Here is a 16,964-nt window from a genome sequence, read left to right on the forward strand (position 1 = left end):
TAAGCGTGGCAGAAATGTGAGCGGAAATGGAGAAGAATAATGAGCAGGATATTAGTTGTTGAGGATGATGAGGTATTACGAAATGAGCTTATTGAACTTTTGCGTAATGAAGGATATGAGGCAGAATATATAAGTACATTTTCAGATACGGCAGGACAGATTATAAAATCAAAGCCAGATCTTGTGCTTCTGGATATTAACATTCCAGAGCTTAATGGAGAGCTTGTATTAAGAAAGTTAAGAAAAGAGGCGGATATACCGGTAATTATGGTGACGAGCAGAACATCAGAGAGTGATGAGGTGCTGTCAATGAGCTATGGGGCAGATGATTATATAACCAAGCCATATAACCCGACAATACTTATGCTTAGAATATCTGCTGTAATAAAGAGGACAAGAAAGCAGGACAGCAGTGAGGCAGATACAGGTGAGAAGGGAATATACCAGTATAGGCAAGCAGCTGTTAATACTGCGAAAGGAACATTAAGCCGTGGGGAGAAAGAGCTCGTGCTTACCAAGAATGAGATGATAATATTCTTAAGTCTGCTTAACAATATAGGAAAGATTGTATCAAGAGATGAACTTATGACGGCACTGTGGGATAACGAGGAATATATTAATGATAATGCACTCACTGTTAATATAAGCAGGTTAAGAGCGAAGCTTTCGGATTTCGGATACGAAGATGCGATAGAAACAAGAAAGAAACAGGGGTATTGTCTTGTATGAAATTAAAAGAATATATAAAAGATGAGTTGTTTAAAATTATACTTATTATTGTATATATAATACTTATATGTGGGCTTCTGTGTGCATTTAACTTCGGAGTACAGATGGCGGCACTTATGGCTGTACTTGCAGCCATATTTTTTATTATAATGTTCATATGGGATTTTTGCAGAAAACGGAATTTCTATAACAGTCTTATTGATAATACACAGAGGATTGATAAGAAATATCTTGTTATTGAAACACTGGATGAGCCGGAATTCTATGAGGGAAACCTTGTGTATACAGCGATGTATGACATTAATAAATCTATGATTGAGCATATTAACCAGTACGAGAGGGGACAGCAGGATTTTAAAGATTTCATAGAAATGTGGGTTCACGAGATAAAGCTTCCAATAGCAAGCCTTACGCTTATGTGCCACAATGACAAAGAGCATATAGATAAGAAATTTATTACACAGCTTAACAGGCTTGATGATTATGCAGACAAGGTACTTTATTATGTGAGGTCAGAAAATGCAGAGAAAGACTACTCATTTGGAAAAGTTAATCTCAAAACAATTATTAACAAGACGGCAGTTAAGAATAAAGACATAATATTAAGCAACAACATAAGTCTTAATGTCCACGACATAGATACTTATGTTAATACTGATGCCAAATGGCTTGAATTCATAGTCAACCAGATTATAAGCAACAGTATTAAATACAAAAAGACATCAGGAGAGGCTTATATCGAAGTATATTCAGAGCAAAGACAGGACAGTGGCACAGACAAAGTAGGGTATGCTGTGCTTCATATAAAGGATAACGGAATTGGAATACCAGCTAAAGATATAGATAAGGTATTCATTAAATCTTATACAGGTTCTAACGGAAGAAATAACGCCAAATCAACAGGAATGGGCTTGTATATTGCTAAAAATATGTGTGGCAAGCTTGGACATAATATAGAGATAAAGTCAATTGAGGGAGAATATACAGAGGTTGAAATAACATTTTACGGGGACAGCTATTACAACCCGGTTAATATTGAAAAGTCCGATATTATAAAGAATTAATATTACAGAAAGTTAATATTATACAAAGCCAATATTACAAAAATGTAACATTGCGTAATATTAGAATTACGACAGATAACAAAATCCTTATTACAATGTAGAGGAAGTCAAGTGATTGGCAGATATGAGCCTTAGAGGTTTCGTATACAGAAATGGAGGATTTTATATGAGTGAGAATATTTTGAAAATTCAAAATGTAGAGAAATATTATGGCAGCAGGAATAACCTGACTAAAGCGATAGATGATATATCGTTTGATGTAAACAAGGGTGAATTCGTTGCTATTATGGGTGCTTCGGGAAGCGGTAAGACAACACTTCTTAACTGCATATCTACAATTGATAAGGTTACAAGTGGCAATATATATGTAGACGGCAATAATATCACACAGCTTAAAGGAAGTGCTCTTAACAGATTCAGAAGAGATAAGCTGGGATTTATATTTCAGGATTTTAATCTTCTGGACACACTTACAGCATATGAGAATATTGCACTTGCATTGTCAATCAGAAATGATTCTCCTGAGGTAATTGACAGGGCAGTAAAAAATGTAGCAGAACAGCTTGATATAACAGAGATATTAAATAAATATCCCTACCAGATGTCAGGTGGACAGAAACAGAGAGTTGCTTCTGCAAGGGCAATTATAACAAGTCCAAGTCTGGTGCTTGCCGATGAGCCGACAGGAGCTCTTGACTCAAGAGCTGCTAAGCTTCTTCTTGAAAGGTTTAATATGCTTAACAGGGAATTGCAGGCGACAATACTTATGGTAACACACGACTCATTTACTGCAAGTTATGCAAGCAGAATTATATTTATCAAGGATGGTAAGATATTCCACGAGCTTAACCGTGGCGCTGATGACAGGAAGACCTTATTTAACAAGATAATAGATGTTGTTTCATTATTGGGAGGTGACGCGGGCGATGCTCTTTAAACTATCATTTTCTAATATGAAAAAAAGCCTGAAGGATTATGCAGTATATTTCTTCACGTTAATACTCGGTGTTGCGATATTTTATCTTTTTAATGCAATCGAAACACAGACAACTATGCTTAAAATATCAGAAGACACAAGAGAGATAGTAAAGCTTATTAATACAACACTTTCGGGAGTAAGTGTATTTGTTGCATTTATACTTGGATTTCTTGTTATATATGCAAGTAATTTCCTTATGAAGAAGAGAAAAAAGGAATTTGCATTATACATTCTTCTTGGAATGGGAAAAAGGAAAATATCACTTATACTGTTTCTTGAAACACTGATTATAGGTGTTATATCGTTAGGAATAGGACTTATGGCAGGAATAGGACTTTCACAGGTTACAAGTATATTTGTTGCCAATATGTTTGGGGTTAACATTGAGAAATACAGATTTGTATTTTCTCATCAGGCATTTGTAAAGACATTGATATATTTTGCAATTATATATGTTATCGTAATACTCTTTAATATGTTCTGCGTTAACAAATATAAGCTTATAGACCTTCTTACAGGAAGCAGAAAGGCAGAAAAAGCAACTAACAAAAATCCATATATATGTGCAGTTGTATGGATAATATCAGTTGTACTGCTTGCATTTGCCTACTATAAGGTATCAGATAGCAGGAATCTTGAGTTAGTTACTGACCTTGCCAAATATATAGTAATGGGCTGTGCAGGCACATTTTTATTCTTCTGGTCATTATCAGGAATTATGTTCTCAGCAGTACATTCTATGAAAAAGGTGTACTATAAGGGGCTTAACAGCTTTGTGTTCCGTCAGATGAGCAGCCGTATGAACAGCAACGTGTTCGCAATGACAGTTATATGCCTTATGATGTTTATAACAATATGCGTATTATCAAGCGGACTTACAGTGCGTAATTCACTTGTACACAATATTGATATGTTATCACCAGCAGATGTGCAGATAGAGAAGAAACTTTATTCAGATGATGAGGCAGAATTGATTAAAGATTATTATAAGAGAAAAGATATTGACCTTGAAGATATTCTTAAAGATATAGTAGATGTGTATGTATACAATACAAGTGAACTTACAATTAATGATACTTTAGGAAATACAGAAGCAGCGAAGGCTGATAATCCGGATATCGCAGATAATATTGATTCATCATATTTTGATGCATATTATTCTGAAGATATTATGAAACTTAGTGATTATAACAAGGTGGCAGCTCTGTATGGTAATGAACAATACAGTCTTAGTTCTGATGAATATATAATTGTTGCAGACTTTAAGTCGATGGCAGAAGTGCGAAACAAAGCCTTAGATAAGGGAGTAAAGATTGCTTTAAATGGGAAATTGTTAAAGCCAAAATATAATCGTTGTTCGGATGGTTTTGTCCAGATGTCATCTAACCATATAAATATAGGAATTGTGGTTGTGCCAGACGAAGTACTTGAAACAATGCTTCCAACAGGTGAATATTATATTGGTAATTATAATATACCAGAGGGTGATGAACGTGAGGCAGTTGATAAAAAGATTGTAAAGATAGCGAATGGTGCTGGTAAAGAAGGTATTATAATGGATATTAATACGCTTATTTCAGTAAAAGAGAATTCAATGGGACTTGGTGCTATGATAGCATTTATAGCATTGTACATTGGACTTATATTCCTTATATCAGGAGCGGCAATACTTGCATTAAAAGAACTGTCAGAAAGTGCCGACAATCTTGGCAGATATAAGATACTTAAAAATCTTGGAACAGACAATAGCAAAATCAATCACGCAGTATTAAAGCAGACAGCGATATTCTTTGGAATACCAATGTCTCTTGCAATAATACACTCAATATTCGGAATGAGGGTAAGCTATATGGTGATGGAACTGCTTGGTACGGAATATATGGTACAGTCAATAATAATGACCGGAGTGTTTATACTTTTGATATATGGAGGGTATTTTGTTATAACTTATAATAGTTGTAAGAATATGATAAAGAATATTTGATTGGGCAATTGGGAGAGAGGAATGTAGGTTGTGAGGGATTGGGGAGAGCTGGCACAGGCAACGGCGACACGCTTGCGCTTAAGTGTCGCTCGCAGCGGTACTAAAGTGCTAAAGGACAGCACTTAAGTGCCGGCGGCTCCCCATCGTCTTCTTATGCCTGTGCCAGCTCTCCCCAATCCTAATCTACATTATTGGCAGGAATGAGAGAGTTTACTTCTTTGCCAGTAAATATTGTTAAATAAATATAAACATATTGACAGAACTATAGTTAAATGATAATATGCGAAATGCAAACGATTTGCAAATTTAATGCGAATTACAATGCATTTCGCATTTTTTATAAAAAGGGAAGTCATTAAAGTAAATTAGCAATTAATGACCTCCCTCACAAGAAAGGAGCCGTACACAATGCCCAAAACATACCACACCAAAGCTACCCAGGAAATCGAACAATATCTTTCACTCCAGAAAGACAAGAGCTTCTGCGTGGCTGACGTATATCATTACCTTGAAAGCAACAATGTAGATGTAAACCAGTCAACAGTGTACCGTACGCTCGACAGAATGACAGATAATGGAGTGCTTGTGCGTTTTAAGACAGCAAGCAGTGGTAATTATTATTATAGAATATCAGATGAGCATAATAATTGTGATGCACATCTTCATATGCAGTGCCGTAAGTGTGGAAAGTTTATGCACCTTGACTGTGCATTTATGGACGAAATAAGAAAAAATCTTATGAAACAATATGGATTTACACTTGAATGTAATGGCTCAACTTTAAGCGGTCTTTGCAGGAATTGCAAAGAGGAGCAGGGTTAGAATGGAGTAAAGATAATATGCAGAATAAGCATTTTAATATAGATATAAAAATGACAGGAAAAAGAATAAAAGCATTATTTATGAGTACTGTTCTTCTGATTGGTACATTTTCAATGCTGTTATTAACAGGCTGTTCATCAGATACAGGGTATGATGATGACAGGATAAGTATTGTGTGTACAACATTCCCACAGTACGACTGGCTAAGTCAGATAATAGGTGATAATTCCGATAAATTCAGGCTGACACTTCTTATTAATGGTGGAGTGGATTTACACAGTTACCAGCCTTCAGCTAAGGATATGACTAAGATTTCATCAGCAGACGTGTTTGTGTATGTCGGAGGCGAGTCTGATGCGTGGGTTCTTGATGCGGTAAGGGAAACTAAGAATAATGATATGATAAAAGTCAATATGATGGAGCTTATAAGCGACAGGACTAAAGAGGAAGAGGTAATAGAAGGTATGCAGGAGAGCCGTTTCCAGTTCAGGCATACACACACACATTCCCATAGTGCAGACGATCACAGTGATGACCACGCAGATGAGCATAGTGATGACCATACAGCAGATGACCACGCAGATGAATATACGGCAGGTGACCATAGCGAAGATAATCACGCAGACGACCACAGTTTGGAGGCAGGGCACAGTCACACAGACGAGGATATTGAATATGACGAGCATATATGGCTTTCATTAAAAAATGCGGCTGTATTAACACAGTATCTTGCGGATATAGTCAAGGATTTGGATAAAGATAATTCGCAGTTATACCAGGATAACGCTGATGCGTATATAAATCAGCTTGCCGGACTTGATAGTGATTATGAAAATGTATGTGAGAATTCAAGGCTTAAGACAGTTATATTTGGCGACAGATTTCCATTCAGGTATCTTGTTGATGATTACGGAATTGATTATTATGCCGCATTTGCAGGCTGTTCAGCAGAAACAGAGGCAAGTTTTAAGACAGTTACATTTCTTTCTGGCAAGATAGACGAGATAGGAACAGGAAGCATACTTGTAATTGATGGTTCTGATAAAAGAATAGCTAACACTATTAAGGGCAATACAAGCCAGAAGAATCAGCAGATACTTACTATGGATTCAATGCAGTCGGCAGGGACAGATGATGCAGATTATACATATCTGAATGTTATGAGTAATAACCTTGTCGTATTAAAACAGGCTTTACAATAGATTTTAATGTCAGATGTGAACGATAATTTTTGTGTTTATTATGATTATAAGAGAATGTTTATCAATAACAATTGATAAATAGGAATTGAGAAAGGAAAAGAAAATGTCATATATAGAATGTGAGAATTTGGCTTTGGGATATGAGGGCAAGGCAGTTGTATCAGGTCTTAATTTCAAGGTCAATAAAGGTGATTATTTATGTGTGCTTGGTGAAAATGGAGCTGGAAAAAGTACACTTATAAAGACACTGCTTAACCTTATAGATAAAGTATCAGGAAGGATAGAATATGGTGATGGCCTTAAGGATTATGAGATAGGTTATCTTCCACAGCAGACAGTTGTACAGAAGGATTTTCCGGCTACTGTATGGGAAGTTGTTCTGTCAGGAACACTTGCAGGAAGCGGATTTAAGCCATTTTACGGAAAGAAAGAGAAAAGTCTTGCAATTGAGAAGATGAGAGAGCTTGATATTACAGACCTTAAGAAAAAATGTTACCGCAATCTTTCAGGCGGACAACAGCAGAGGGTCTTACTTGCAAGAGCACTCTGTGCAACTTCCAAGGTAATACTTTTAGATGAGCCTGTTACAGGTTTGGACCCTAAGGTGACAGCAGAATTTTACGAGCTATTAAAGGAGCTTAACGATAAAGGAATAACAGTAATTATGGTGTCCCACGACCTTCAGTCGGTATCATATGCGACACATATTCTTTATCTTGACAGTAAAGACAGCTTTTATGGTACTAAGAAAGAATTTATGCAAAGCGACAAAGCCAATGTATTTGGACAGATGGAAGGAGATGAGGAGTAATGAGCGGATTTATACAGGAATTTCAGTTTTATATGTCATATCCATTTGTAAGATATGCACTTATCGTAGGCGTGCTTATCTCTTTATGCTCATCACTTCTTGGCGTGACACTTGTGTTAAAGAGATTTTCCTTCATAGGAGATGGCTTGTCACACGTTGCATTTGGTGCACTTGCAATAGCTACAGTGTTAAAGATTGCTAATGTAAATATATTCATTATGCCTGTAACAATAGTGTGTGCGATATTGCTTCTTAGAACAGGAACTAACACGAAATTAAAGGGTGATGCAGCAATAGCTATGCTTTCAGTAGGCTCAATGGCAGTTGGTTACCTTATATTAAATGTATTCTCAGTATCCTCAAATGTATCAGGAGATGTGTGTTCCACACTTTTTGGTTCAACATCAATACTTACACTTACAGGTTCAGAAGTTGTTATGTGTGTAATTGCTTCACTTGTAGTTGTTGCATTTTTTATAATATTCTATAACAGAATATTCTCAGTGACATTTGATGAGAATTTTACACGCTCAATGGGCAAAAATACTAATGTATACAATCTTATGATAGCAGTTATAACAGCAGTAATAATCGTGCTTGCAATGAACCTCGTAGGCTCACTGCTTATAACAGCCCTCTTAGTATTTCCGGCCTTGTCAGCGATGAGAGTAATGACAAGCTTCAAATCAGTTATAATATACTCAGCAATCCTTTCAGTATTTGGGGCAGTATTTGGAATAATAATATCAATATTTACCTCAACTCCAGTAGGTTCGACAATCGTAACGATATATATTCTCATTTTCATAATTAACTGCATAATTGGAAGAATTCTGAGAATATGATATAATGAGCACAAAAGAAAAAAATCAGCATACAATTAAATATAATACAGATATTAAACAGTGAGTAGCATTTTGCATAAATCCGACTGATGTCAGATTGGCTATCTCACTGCTTTTTTGTTTTTATTAGAATATTTTTATTGGAATTAATTCAGGAGGTGTTTATGAAAGATACTTATTCCAAAATAAAAGATAATTATAATTGCCCATTTAATCTTATAGATGACCTGATAGGTGGAAAGTGGAAGCTTAGGATAGTTGCACACATAATAAACGGTGACAACAGATTTTCTATATTACAGAAAAAAATTGATGATATAACACCAAAGGTATTGATGTCACAGTTAAAGGAGTTAGAGGCAAGCGGACTTATTAACAGAAATGTAATAAAGGAAATGCCGCCAAAGATAGTAGTATATGAAATCAATAAGGAATATAGCGATATTGTTGATATAGTTGATAATTTAGAACAATTTGCTAAAGGTTATAGTAATAGAAATGATATAGCAACGGAGAATATCAGGTATGAAAAATAGAGCTCAAAGTTACAAAAAAGTAAGTTATAGACATACTAAATTAGTATGTAATATAATTTGCTGGTCGCAAGTTAGCAATAACTAACAAAAGTAAGGAAAGGAGGAACTATGGGTTGAAAAAGTACTGTACAGAAATTATTCTTGCAATAATTCTGCTTGCATTATCATTAATATCTATATTTGTTGGTGTTATTGATATAGATATCAAAGATTTATTAACAAATGATAATAATGCATTGATGATATTTGTTGTTTCAAGATTACCTAGATTGTTAGCAATTATATGTACAGGTATGGGAATGAGTGTTGCAGGACTTATAATGCAGCAGCTATGTATGAACAAGTTTGTATCGCCAACAACAGGAGCAACGATTTCATCAGCACAGCTTGGAATTCTTCTGGCATTATTATTTATTCCTAATTCAACATTATGGCAGAGAGCGGGTTTTGCTTTTGTAACGGCTATTCTTGGTACCTGGGTATTTGTCTGGTTTATTCAGAAAGTTCAATATAAAGATGTGGTAATGGTTCCTCTCGTTGGAATTATGTTTGGTAACGTTATAGGCGGTATAACTAATTTCCTTGCATATAAGTATGAAATGACACAGGCGTTATCCACTTGGCTTGTTGGACATTTTTCATTAGTACTTAAAGGAAGATATGAAATAGTCTATATGGTTGTGCCTCTTATTATATTAGCATTTGTATTTGCTAATCATTTTAATATAGTTGGTATGGGAAAAGATTTTTCTAAAAATCTTGGTGTTCCATATGATATTGTGTTGTTTGGAGGACTTACAATTGCCGCAATGATAACGGCTTCTGTTGTTGTTGTCGTTGGTTCAATTTCTTACATAGGCTTAATTGTTCCTAATATAGTGGCAATGTTTAAGGGTGACAAAATAAGAGGAACGCTTATTGATACCGCTTTATTTGGTGCAATATTTGTTCTGGTCTGCGATATGATTGGCAGAATTGTGATTAAACCATATGAATTACCAATTGAGCTGATTGTTGGAATATTAGGAAGCATTATATTTATAGGAATGCTTTTATACAGATTAAGATATGGAAGAAAAGCAATTGATATAAAGAAAATTTTATTTAAAGATACGAATGGAGCAGGTTATGAACAAAAGAGCTTATAGAAAAAATATTATAAAGCTTATTGTTATTGCATTAATAGCCATTATTATTGTTGCGGCATTTCTTTTTATAGGTGTTAAGTTTCATAATCATAAACTTCTAAGATATGCAATGAAATTAAGAATACCTAAAGTGATTGCGATGATAATAACAGCATTTGCAATAGGAGCGGCAACGATAATATTTCAGTCTGTTATTAATAATACAATTGTTACACCGTGTCTATTGGGAATGAATGCCTTATACACACTTATACATACATCAGTTGTCTTTGTGTTAGGTTCAGGAAGTATATTATTTACCAATGATAATCTTAGTTTTCTTGTAGACCTTGTACTTATGGGAATTATAGCGACTGTTGTATATAGCTGGCTTTTTAAGATGACAGGACATAATGTGCTGTATGTATTGCTTGTTGGAACAGTATTGACTTCATTTTTCTCAAGTATCCAGAGTACATTGACAAGGGTTATGGACCCTAATGAATATGACACGCTTCTGACTTCACTTGTAGCAAGCTTTAGTAATATTAATTCAGAGATAATTATATTTTCGGTGATTATACTTGCACTTATAGGTGTGATTTTTAGAAAAGAACTTGCACTGCTTGATGTAATAACTCTTGGAAAAGAACAGGCAATTAACCTGGGTGTTGATTATGACAGATGTATAAGAAGATTGTTACTGGCTGTAACTTTGTGTATAGCAGTTGCAACAGCTATGGTTGGCCCGATATCATTTCTGGGGCTGATTATTGCTAATATTTCAAGACAACTGTTAAAAACATACAGGCATACACAGCTTATAGCTGGTGCGGCGTTGATGGGTGTAATAGCACTTATTGGAGGACAGTTTATAGTTGAAAGAGTGTTTGTGTATTCTATTCCAATAAGTGTATTTATAACAGTTGCAGGTGGTATATATTTTCTATATTTAATATTAAAGGGAAGCAGGCATAATTCATAAAATAATTTGAAGGGAATTACAGTTATGCAGATTAGCCATATTATTAAAAAATATGATGAAAAGACAGTTGTCAATGATGTGAGCTTTTCACTTCCAAAAGGGAAGGTGACATCGCTGATTGGACCCAATGGTGCAGGCAAGTCAACTGTTATGAGTATAATATCAAGACTTATTGCACCGGATAATGGTTCAGTTGTTATAGAAAAGAAAGATATAAACAAATGGAATAGCAAGGAATTATCAAAGCATCTGGCAATACTTACACAGACTAATAATATCCAGATGAAGCTTACTGTAGAAGAACTTGTTGCATTTGGAAGATTTCCTCATTCAGGAGGAAGACTTAATAGTAAAGATAAGGAAATGATTGACAAAGCTATTGACTATATGGAATTAGAAACTTTCAGGGAAAGATTTATAGACGAACTTTCAGGCGGACAAAGGCAGAGAGCATATATAGCTATGGTTATAGCACAGGACACAGAATATGTTCTTTTAGATGAGCCGACTAATAATCTCGATATCTATCACGCAAGTAATCTTATGAAGATAGTAAGAAGATTATGTGATGAACTTGGAAAAACAGTAATACTTGTATTGCACGAGATTAATTATGCGGCATTTTATTCTGATTATATATGTGCATTTAAAGACGGAAAGATTGCTTCATTTGGTACAGTTGAAGAAGTTATAACTAAGGAAAACTTATCTTCTATATATAATGTAGAATTTGAGATTATGCAGATTAAGGGCAAACCATTGTCTATATATTATTAAATTTATTAAATAATGGCAGGATGTCAAAAGTGGAATTTTCCATTCACTTTTATTACTGGTATTGGTTTAGTAATGTATACGGCTTGGGATATATTATAATTTAAAGAAAGGATGAAGTGGCAGTAAGCCACAAAGGTAAAATATGAAAAAACATTTTAAGAAATTATTATTAATGGCACTTATGGCAGTAATGGCAGTAGGACTTATAGCGTGTGGTACTGATAAGTCTGATAATGAAAGTACTAAAGAAGAAAAGACAAGCGTGACAATCACTTCGCTTGATGCTTCAAAGAATGAAATTGAATTAGAAGTTCCTTATAATCCTAAGAGAATAGCAATTCTTGACCTTGCATCTTTAGATATTATAGATGAACTTGGCGTAGGTGACAGAGTAGTAGGAATGGCATCAACAAGTATTGATTACCTTGAAAAATATTCAAATGATGCATCAATTAAAAATCTTGGAACAATAAAAGAGGCTGATTTAGAAGCAGTTATGGAGTGTGAACCAGATATTATATTTATTGGTGGACGTTTATCAAAGAGCTATGATGCTTTAAGTGAAATAGCACCAGTAGTATATCTTGCAACAGATACTAATGAGGGACTTGTAAATAGCGTATCTAAAAATGCAAAGACAATAGCTTCAATATTCGGAATGGAAGATAAAGTTGATTCACTTATGTCTGATTTTGGAGCAAGAATAGATGCAATAAAGAAGATATCATCAGGAAAGACAGCATTAGTAGGTATGACAACAAGCGGAAGCTTTAATCTTCTTGGAAATGATGGAAGATGCTCTTTAATAGGTGTAGAAGCAGGCTTTAACAATCTTACAGCCGCAGGCTCAACATCAACACACGGCAATGAATCTTCATTTGAAACAGTAGTACAGCAGAATCCTGATTATATATTCGTTATGGACAGAGATAGCGCAATATCAACAGCAGGTGCTAAGACTGCTAAAGAAATAGTGGAAAATGAACTTGTAAAGACAGCAGATGCCTACAAAAACAACCATATAATATATCTTGAACATTCAAATGTATGGTACACAGCCGAAGGTGGAATACAGGCATTAGACATAATGCTTACAGACCTTGAAAAAGGCTTAAAATAAATAGCTGGAATAAATAATTCAAGTATTGAAATGATAAAAAAATAATAAAGAAAACCTAAAAAGAGTTTGTGTTAGATTGCCACCCGTCCCAGTAGACAAGTGACATATCAAACACAAACTCCTTTTTTAATAAAAATCTATCCACATAAAAACTGATATGGTATACTTATGAACAGGAAACAATTATAAGGAGACCACGAAAATGATATCAATCACCTTATGTATGATAGTAAAAAATGAACAGTCAATATTAGAACGCTGTCTTATTTCATACGCAGGAACTTATGATGAATTAATAATAGTGGACACTGGTTCGACTGATTCGACCAAAGATATAGCACATAAATACACAGATAAAGTATATGATTATAAATGGTGTGACGATTTTGCCGCTGCCAGAAATTACGCATTTTCATTAGCTTCCTGCGATTATATATTCAGTGCAGATGCAGATGAGATATTAGATGAACGCAATAATCAGGCATTAAAAGACCTGAAATCAATGCTTCTTCCAGAGATAGATATAGTACAGATGTATTATGTTAATGATAATGACTATAACTCTGTGTACAATGTACACAGAGAATTAAGGCCAAAGCTTTTTAAGAGGTTAAGGCCTTTCGTATGGACATCACCAATTCATGAAACAGTAAGGCTTACACCTGTGGTATATGACAGTGATATAGAGATACTGCACAGACCAGTATCAGACCACAGCAGGAGGGATTTCTCTACATATATTAAAGCATTTGCCAGGGGAACACAGTTGGAGGACTATGTTATAACTATGTTATGCAAGGAGCTTTATATTTCTGGTTCAGATAAAGATTTTATGGATTTTAAAGATATATTTGCCGATATTCTTATTAATGAGAACAGAAGTGACGACATTCGACAGGAAGTGAACTGCGTACTTGTTAAAATATACCGCATAGCAGGTGATATGGGAGAATTCTTTAAGCTTGCTTTAAGGTGTGTTGCTGATAATCCAAGCTCAGAGATATGTTATGAACTTGGTAATTATTATTATGATATAAATGACTATGCAGAAGCGGCAATGTGGTATTATAATGCAATATATGAAACTTCAAGCATGTTAGATATTACAAGCGGAGGTAATAAGCCTTTGTATGCTCTTAGCAGATGTTATGACAAGCTTTCAGAAACATCAGAAGATATAGAACAGATAGCACAGTTCAGACAGATGGCGGAAGATTATAAGTATCAGGCAGAGCAATGGAAGCTTCCTGATGAGATAGTTTAAGAATGGAGATAAAGATGCACAACGAAAAGGATAATAATTCAAAAGGCACAGCAAATACAAGAACTAAGCTGTCCCCAATTGCAATTGTACTTATTGTAATAGCTGTAATTGCTCTTTTTTCAGTTATTATAGCAGGAGCTGTAAGTTCTAATAATAAGAAAAGTGGGGATAATACTGTTGGAATGACATTGACAGAGAAGAATTTGAAACCACAGAATAATTCATCTAACAACAGTGTAGCTGACAGGTCACTTACTAAGGTTGAGATATTAATGGATGATACAGCTGTTGTTGTCGGCACAACATTTAAAGCAGCTGCAGTTGTAGAGCCGGAGAATACTGATAAGGCACTTGTGTGGTCAAGCAGTAATGAGGATATTATGAAGGTTGATTCAGATGGTGTTGTAACTGTTAATAATGTAGGTGTTGCGGCACTTACAGCGACAGTAGGAGATGTGTCAGATGCCGTAGCTATTGAGGGAATAAAGAGTGTATCAGCAGGTTCAGCCAATGGATATGTTGTATACACAGGTAATGGAAGCATTACGGGTTCTAATTCATCTAACAGCAGCTCATCAGGGACTTCTAATAGTGGCACATCAGGCAGAACGGGCTACTCATATAACAGTGAGGCAGGAAGCTATGATGATGGTAACAGCAGTGGTACAGATAATGGTAGTTCTGACGGAGGCTATATTGCAGATGATTCATCTAATAATTCAGATGGGTCTTATAACAATAATTCAGGCAATACCTCTAACAATTCAGGCTCTAATTCATCGAATACCAATAGCACTAACACAGGAAGCAGCAGTTCATCAACTGGAAACAGTGACGGAATGAAGAGTACAGATCTGCCAGACATACTTGGTAATCAGGGATTTACAAGAGAATATTCTAATGTATACATATATACAGAAAATGATACTTATTATGGAGAAATAATAATACAGCCAGAAGTTTCTATTATATATATCAAGCAGAGAAGCGGTGGTTTTGACAGCAAGATTAATAGTGTATTAAGTGAGCTTCTCCCATCAGAATATAGTCAGGTATGGAGCAATTATCTTTCTGCTTCAAGTGACAGAACATTTACTGCTGAGGGAAGAAAAGTAAGAATTGTAACAGCAGTAGGCGGAGGACATTCGCAAATTGTAATATACAATTAATGTCAAATATGCTATATTTAATAAAATGCTGTTATATAACCAATAGCATATTTATGAAATGAATAATGAGGTGAAAGTTGTGCTTAATGAGAATAAAGTTAAGATGATGACTAAGATGGCTATATATGAAAAGAACGAGGGCAGGAAAATGCTTCGTACAGCGAAATATTTCAAAGGTGATTTCATTGCTTTCGGTATTTTAAAGACATTAATAACTACAACATTTGCATTTATGATAGTTGCAATTATGTATGTATTATGCAATGCAGAGGGACTTGTTGAGAATATTAATTCAATGGACTATCTTGCATTTGGCAGGAGAGTGGCAATATACTATATAGGAATGTTAGTTATATTTACAGTAATAGCAGCTGTTGTATATAATGTCCAGTATGAACGTTCAAGAAAAGGTCTTAAGAAATATTTTTCAAGACTTAATAAGCTTGAAAGATTTTATAACAGCCAGAAGAAAAGAAAGTAAATATGGAGGATATAATGGCGGTTTTATTAGAACTCAAAGAGAATTTTAAAAGATTTTACAACAAATATGATATATATATTGTACCGGTGGCTAAGTTTATAGCAGCATTGGTTTCATTTCTTATGCTTAATGCCTCTATCGGCTATATGGATAAGCTTAATAGTCCTATAATAGCAGTATTAGTATCGGTTATATGTGCATTTCTGCCTAATGGCTTTACAATAGTAATGCTTTCGATATTTATGATTGCACACTTGTATGCAATATCAGTAGAATTTGCACTTATTGCATTGTGCGTAGTGCTTCTTATGTATCTGTTATATTTCAGATTTACACCAAAGCTTGGATATCTGCTAATATTAACAGTAATTATGTGTGGTTTTAAGATACCTTATGTTATACCGGTTGCTGTAGGTTTATGCTCATCATTTCTTGCGGCAATACCTGTAAGCTTTGGTGTAATAATTTATTATATAATTAATACAGCCAGTGCTTACGAAGCAGCAGTTACTAACAAATCTTTAACAGAGAGTATGTTACAGGTTTCTTATTTAATAGAAAGTCTTGTTAAGGACAAGCAGATGATAGTGTTAATTGCAGCACTTGCAGTTACAGTAATTGTTGTATACATAATAAGAAGACTTAAGATTGACTATGCATGGGGTTACGCTATAGGAATAGGAAGTGTATTACAGTTCATAATTCTTGTTGTATGCGAGATTGTATTTAAGACTGAATTTAATATAGTTCTTATTGTAATCGGAGTTATATTAGGTGCACTTGCAGGTTATATCTGTAATGTTATGTTCTTTGCAGTTGATTTCAGAAGAACAGAGTATGTACAGTATGAAGATGACGAATACTATTATTATGTAAAGGCTGTGCCTAAGATTAATGTAGCAGGTGAGGATGTAAAGGTTAAGCAGATTAATGCAAGAAAGACCAGAAAAGCCTCAGATATAAGTGATGTAAGACAGGCTAAATCAACAACTGCTGCCACAGAAGAAGACGAAGATATGATATTTTTTGATAAATAATAGTATATTTATCATATAGAAATTAAAAGGGT

The 16,964-nt window shown here is 34.7% G+C and carries 17 protein-coding genes; all 17 read left to right on the top strand.

Annotated features, from left to right (window positions below):
• Positions 1-39 precede the first annotated feature (39 nt).
• A complete protein-coding gene (locus tag WMO14_RS05740) occupies positions 40-729 on the top strand; it encodes a response regulator transcription factor (RefSeq protein ID WP_090140140.1) in 690 nt (229 codons plus the stop codon).
• Complete coding sequence (locus tag WMO14_RS05745) at positions 726-1,793, top strand: sensor histidine kinase (protein ID WP_022501937.1); 1,068 nt, start codon at positions 726-728, stop codon at positions 1,791-1,793. Before WMO14_RS05740 ends, WMO14_RS05745 begins: the two co-directional genes overlap by 4 nt.
• A gap of 166 nt (positions 1,794-1,959) precedes the next feature.
• Positions 1,960-2,730, top strand: a complete 771-nt coding sequence (locus WMO14_RS05750; RefSeq protein WP_349153442.1) for an ABC transporter ATP-binding protein — start codon at positions 1,960-1,962, stop codon at positions 2,728-2,730.
• Positions 2,720-4,756 carry an FtsX-like permease family protein gene (locus tag WMO14_RS05755; protein WP_349153443.1) on the top strand — a complete coding sequence of 679 codons (2,037 nt, stop codon included), beginning with the start codon at positions 2,720-2,722 and terminating at the stop codon, positions 4,754-4,756. Before WMO14_RS05750 ends, WMO14_RS05755 begins: the two co-directional genes overlap by 11 nt.
• Positions 4,757-5,164: 408 nt before the next feature.
• The gene (locus WMO14_RS05760) at positions 5,165-5,578 is read left to right on the top strand and encodes a Fur family transcriptional regulator (protein ID WP_349153444.1); all 414 of its coding nucleotides are present in this window, start codon (positions 5,165-5,167) and stop codon (positions 5,576-5,578) included.
• A gap of 17 nt (positions 5,579-5,595) precedes the next feature.
• A complete protein-coding gene (locus WMO14_RS05765; protein ID WP_349153445.1) occupies positions 5,596-6,780 on the top strand; it encodes a metal ABC transporter substrate-binding protein in 1,185 nt (394 codons plus the stop codon).
• 103 nt (positions 6,781-6,883) lie between these two features.
• On the top strand, positions 6,884-7,591 hold the full coding sequence (locus tag WMO14_RS05770; protein ID WP_022501932.1) for a metal ABC transporter ATP-binding protein: 708 nt from the start codon (positions 6,884-6,886) through the stop codon (positions 7,589-7,591).
• Positions 7,591-8,436: a metal ABC transporter permease gene (locus WMO14_RS05775; protein WP_116444049.1), complete on the top strand. Its 846-nt coding sequence runs from the start codon at positions 7,591-7,593 to the stop codon at positions 8,434-8,436. The genes WMO14_RS05770 and WMO14_RS05775 overlap by 1 nt, the downstream gene beginning before the upstream one ends.
• A gap of 164 nt (positions 8,437-8,600) precedes the next feature.
• Positions 8,601-8,972 carry a winged helix-turn-helix transcriptional regulator gene (locus WMO14_RS05780; protein WP_022501930.1) on the top strand — a complete coding sequence of 124 codons (372 nt, stop codon included), beginning with the start codon at positions 8,601-8,603 and terminating at the stop codon, positions 8,970-8,972.
• 113 nt (positions 8,973-9,085) lie between these two features.
• Positions 9,086-10,120: an ABC transporter permease gene (locus WMO14_RS05785; protein WP_022501929.1), complete on the top strand. Its 1,035-nt coding sequence runs from the start codon at positions 9,086-9,088 to the stop codon at positions 10,118-10,120.
• Complete coding sequence (locus WMO14_RS05790) at positions 10,101-11,084, top strand: iron chelate uptake ABC transporter family permease subunit (protein WP_055174014.1); 984 nt, start codon at positions 10,101-10,103, stop codon at positions 11,082-11,084. The genes WMO14_RS05785 and WMO14_RS05790 overlap by 20 nt, the downstream gene beginning before the upstream one ends.
• Positions 11,085-11,108: 24 nt before the next feature.
• On the top strand, positions 11,109-11,861 hold the full coding sequence (locus tag WMO14_RS05795; protein WP_022501927.1) for an iron ABC transporter ATP-binding protein: 753 nt from the start codon (positions 11,109-11,111) through the stop codon (positions 11,859-11,861).
• Positions 11,862-12,003: 142 nt separating this feature from the next.
• Positions 12,004-12,981: a siderophore ABC transporter substrate-binding protein gene (locus WMO14_RS05800; protein WP_349153446.1), complete on the top strand. Its 978-nt coding sequence runs from the start codon at positions 12,004-12,006 to the stop codon at positions 12,979-12,981.
• 202 nt (positions 12,982-13,183) lie between these two features.
• Positions 13,184-14,245, top strand: coding sequence for a glycosyltransferase family 2 protein (locus WMO14_RS05805; RefSeq protein WP_116444047.1), 1,062 nt, complete (start codon positions 13,184-13,186; stop codon positions 14,243-14,245).
• Positions 14,246-14,247: 2 nt separating this feature from the next.
• Positions 14,248-15,414 carry an Ig-like domain-containing protein gene (locus WMO14_RS05810; RefSeq protein WP_349153447.1) on the top strand — a complete coding sequence of 389 codons (1,167 nt, stop codon included), beginning with the start codon at positions 14,248-14,250 and terminating at the stop codon, positions 15,412-15,414.
• Positions 15,415-15,493: 79 nt separating this feature from the next.
• Positions 15,494-15,895, top strand: coding sequence for a hypothetical protein (locus tag WMO14_RS05815; RefSeq protein ID WP_022501923.1), 402 nt, complete (start codon positions 15,494-15,496; stop codon positions 15,893-15,895).
• A 14-nt stretch (positions 15,896-15,909) separates the two neighbouring features.
• Positions 15,910-16,932: a hypothetical protein gene (locus tag WMO14_RS05820; protein ID WP_022501922.1), complete on the top strand. Its 1,023-nt coding sequence runs from the start codon at positions 15,910-15,912 to the stop codon at positions 16,930-16,932.
• Positions 16,933-16,964 lie beyond the last annotated feature (32 nt).

Source organism: Lachnospira rogosae (ex Hitch et al. 2025), assembly GCF_040096455.1.
GTDB lineage: Bacteria > Bacillota > Clostridia > Lachnospirales > Lachnospiraceae > Lachnospira > Lachnospira rogosae.

Excerpts from the sequence above, each read along its gene's own strand:
- WMO14_RS05740 (WP_090140140.1), top strand. The coding sequence starts at position 40 with ATGAGCAGGATATTAGTTGTTGAGGATGATGAGGTATTACGAAATGAG.
- WMO14_RS05745 (WP_022501937.1), top strand. The coding sequence starts at position 726 with ATGAAATTAAAAGAATATATAAAAGATGAGTTGTTTAAAATTATACTT.
- WMO14_RS05750 (WP_349153442.1), top strand. The coding sequence starts at position 1,960 with ATGAGTGAGAATATTTTGAAAATTCAAAATGTAGAGAAATATTATGGC.
- WMO14_RS05755 (WP_349153443.1), top strand. The coding sequence starts at position 2,720 with ATGCTCTTTAAACTATCATTTTCTAATATGAAAAAAAGCCTGAAGGAT.
- WMO14_RS05760 (WP_349153444.1), top strand. The coding sequence starts at position 5,165 with ATGCCCAAAACATACCACACCAAAGCTACCCAGGAAATCGAACAATAT.
- WMO14_RS05765 (WP_349153445.1), top strand. The coding sequence starts at position 5,596 with ATGCAGAATAAGCATTTTAATATAGATATAAAAATGACAGGAAAAAGA.
- WMO14_RS05770 (WP_022501932.1), top strand. The coding sequence starts at position 6,884 with ATGTCATATATAGAATGTGAGAATTTGGCTTTGGGATATGAGGGCAAG.
- WMO14_RS05775 (WP_116444049.1), top strand. The coding sequence starts at position 7,591 with ATGAGCGGATTTATACAGGAATTTCAGTTTTATATGTCATATCCATTT.
- WMO14_RS05780 (WP_022501930.1), top strand. The coding sequence starts at position 8,601 with ATGAAAGATACTTATTCCAAAATAAAAGATAATTATAATTGCCCATTT.
- WMO14_RS05790 (WP_055174014.1), top strand. The coding sequence starts at position 10,101 with ATGAACAAAAGAGCTTATAGAAAAAATATTATAAAGCTTATTGTTATT.
- WMO14_RS05795 (WP_022501927.1), top strand. The coding sequence starts at position 11,109 with ATGCAGATTAGCCATATTATTAAAAAATATGATGAAAAGACAGTTGTC.
- WMO14_RS05800 (WP_349153446.1), top strand. The coding sequence starts at position 12,004 with ATGAAAAAACATTTTAAGAAATTATTATTAATGGCACTTATGGCAGTA.
- WMO14_RS05805 (WP_116444047.1), top strand. The coding sequence starts at position 13,184 with ATGATATCAATCACCTTATGTATGATAGTAAAAAATGAACAGTCAATA.
- WMO14_RS05810 (WP_349153447.1), top strand. The coding sequence starts at position 14,248 with ATGGAGATAAAGATGCACAACGAAAAGGATAATAATTCAAAAGGCACA.
- WMO14_RS05820 (WP_022501922.1), top strand. The coding sequence starts at position 15,910 with ATGGCGGTTTTATTAGAACTCAAAGAGAATTTTAAAAGATTTTACAAC.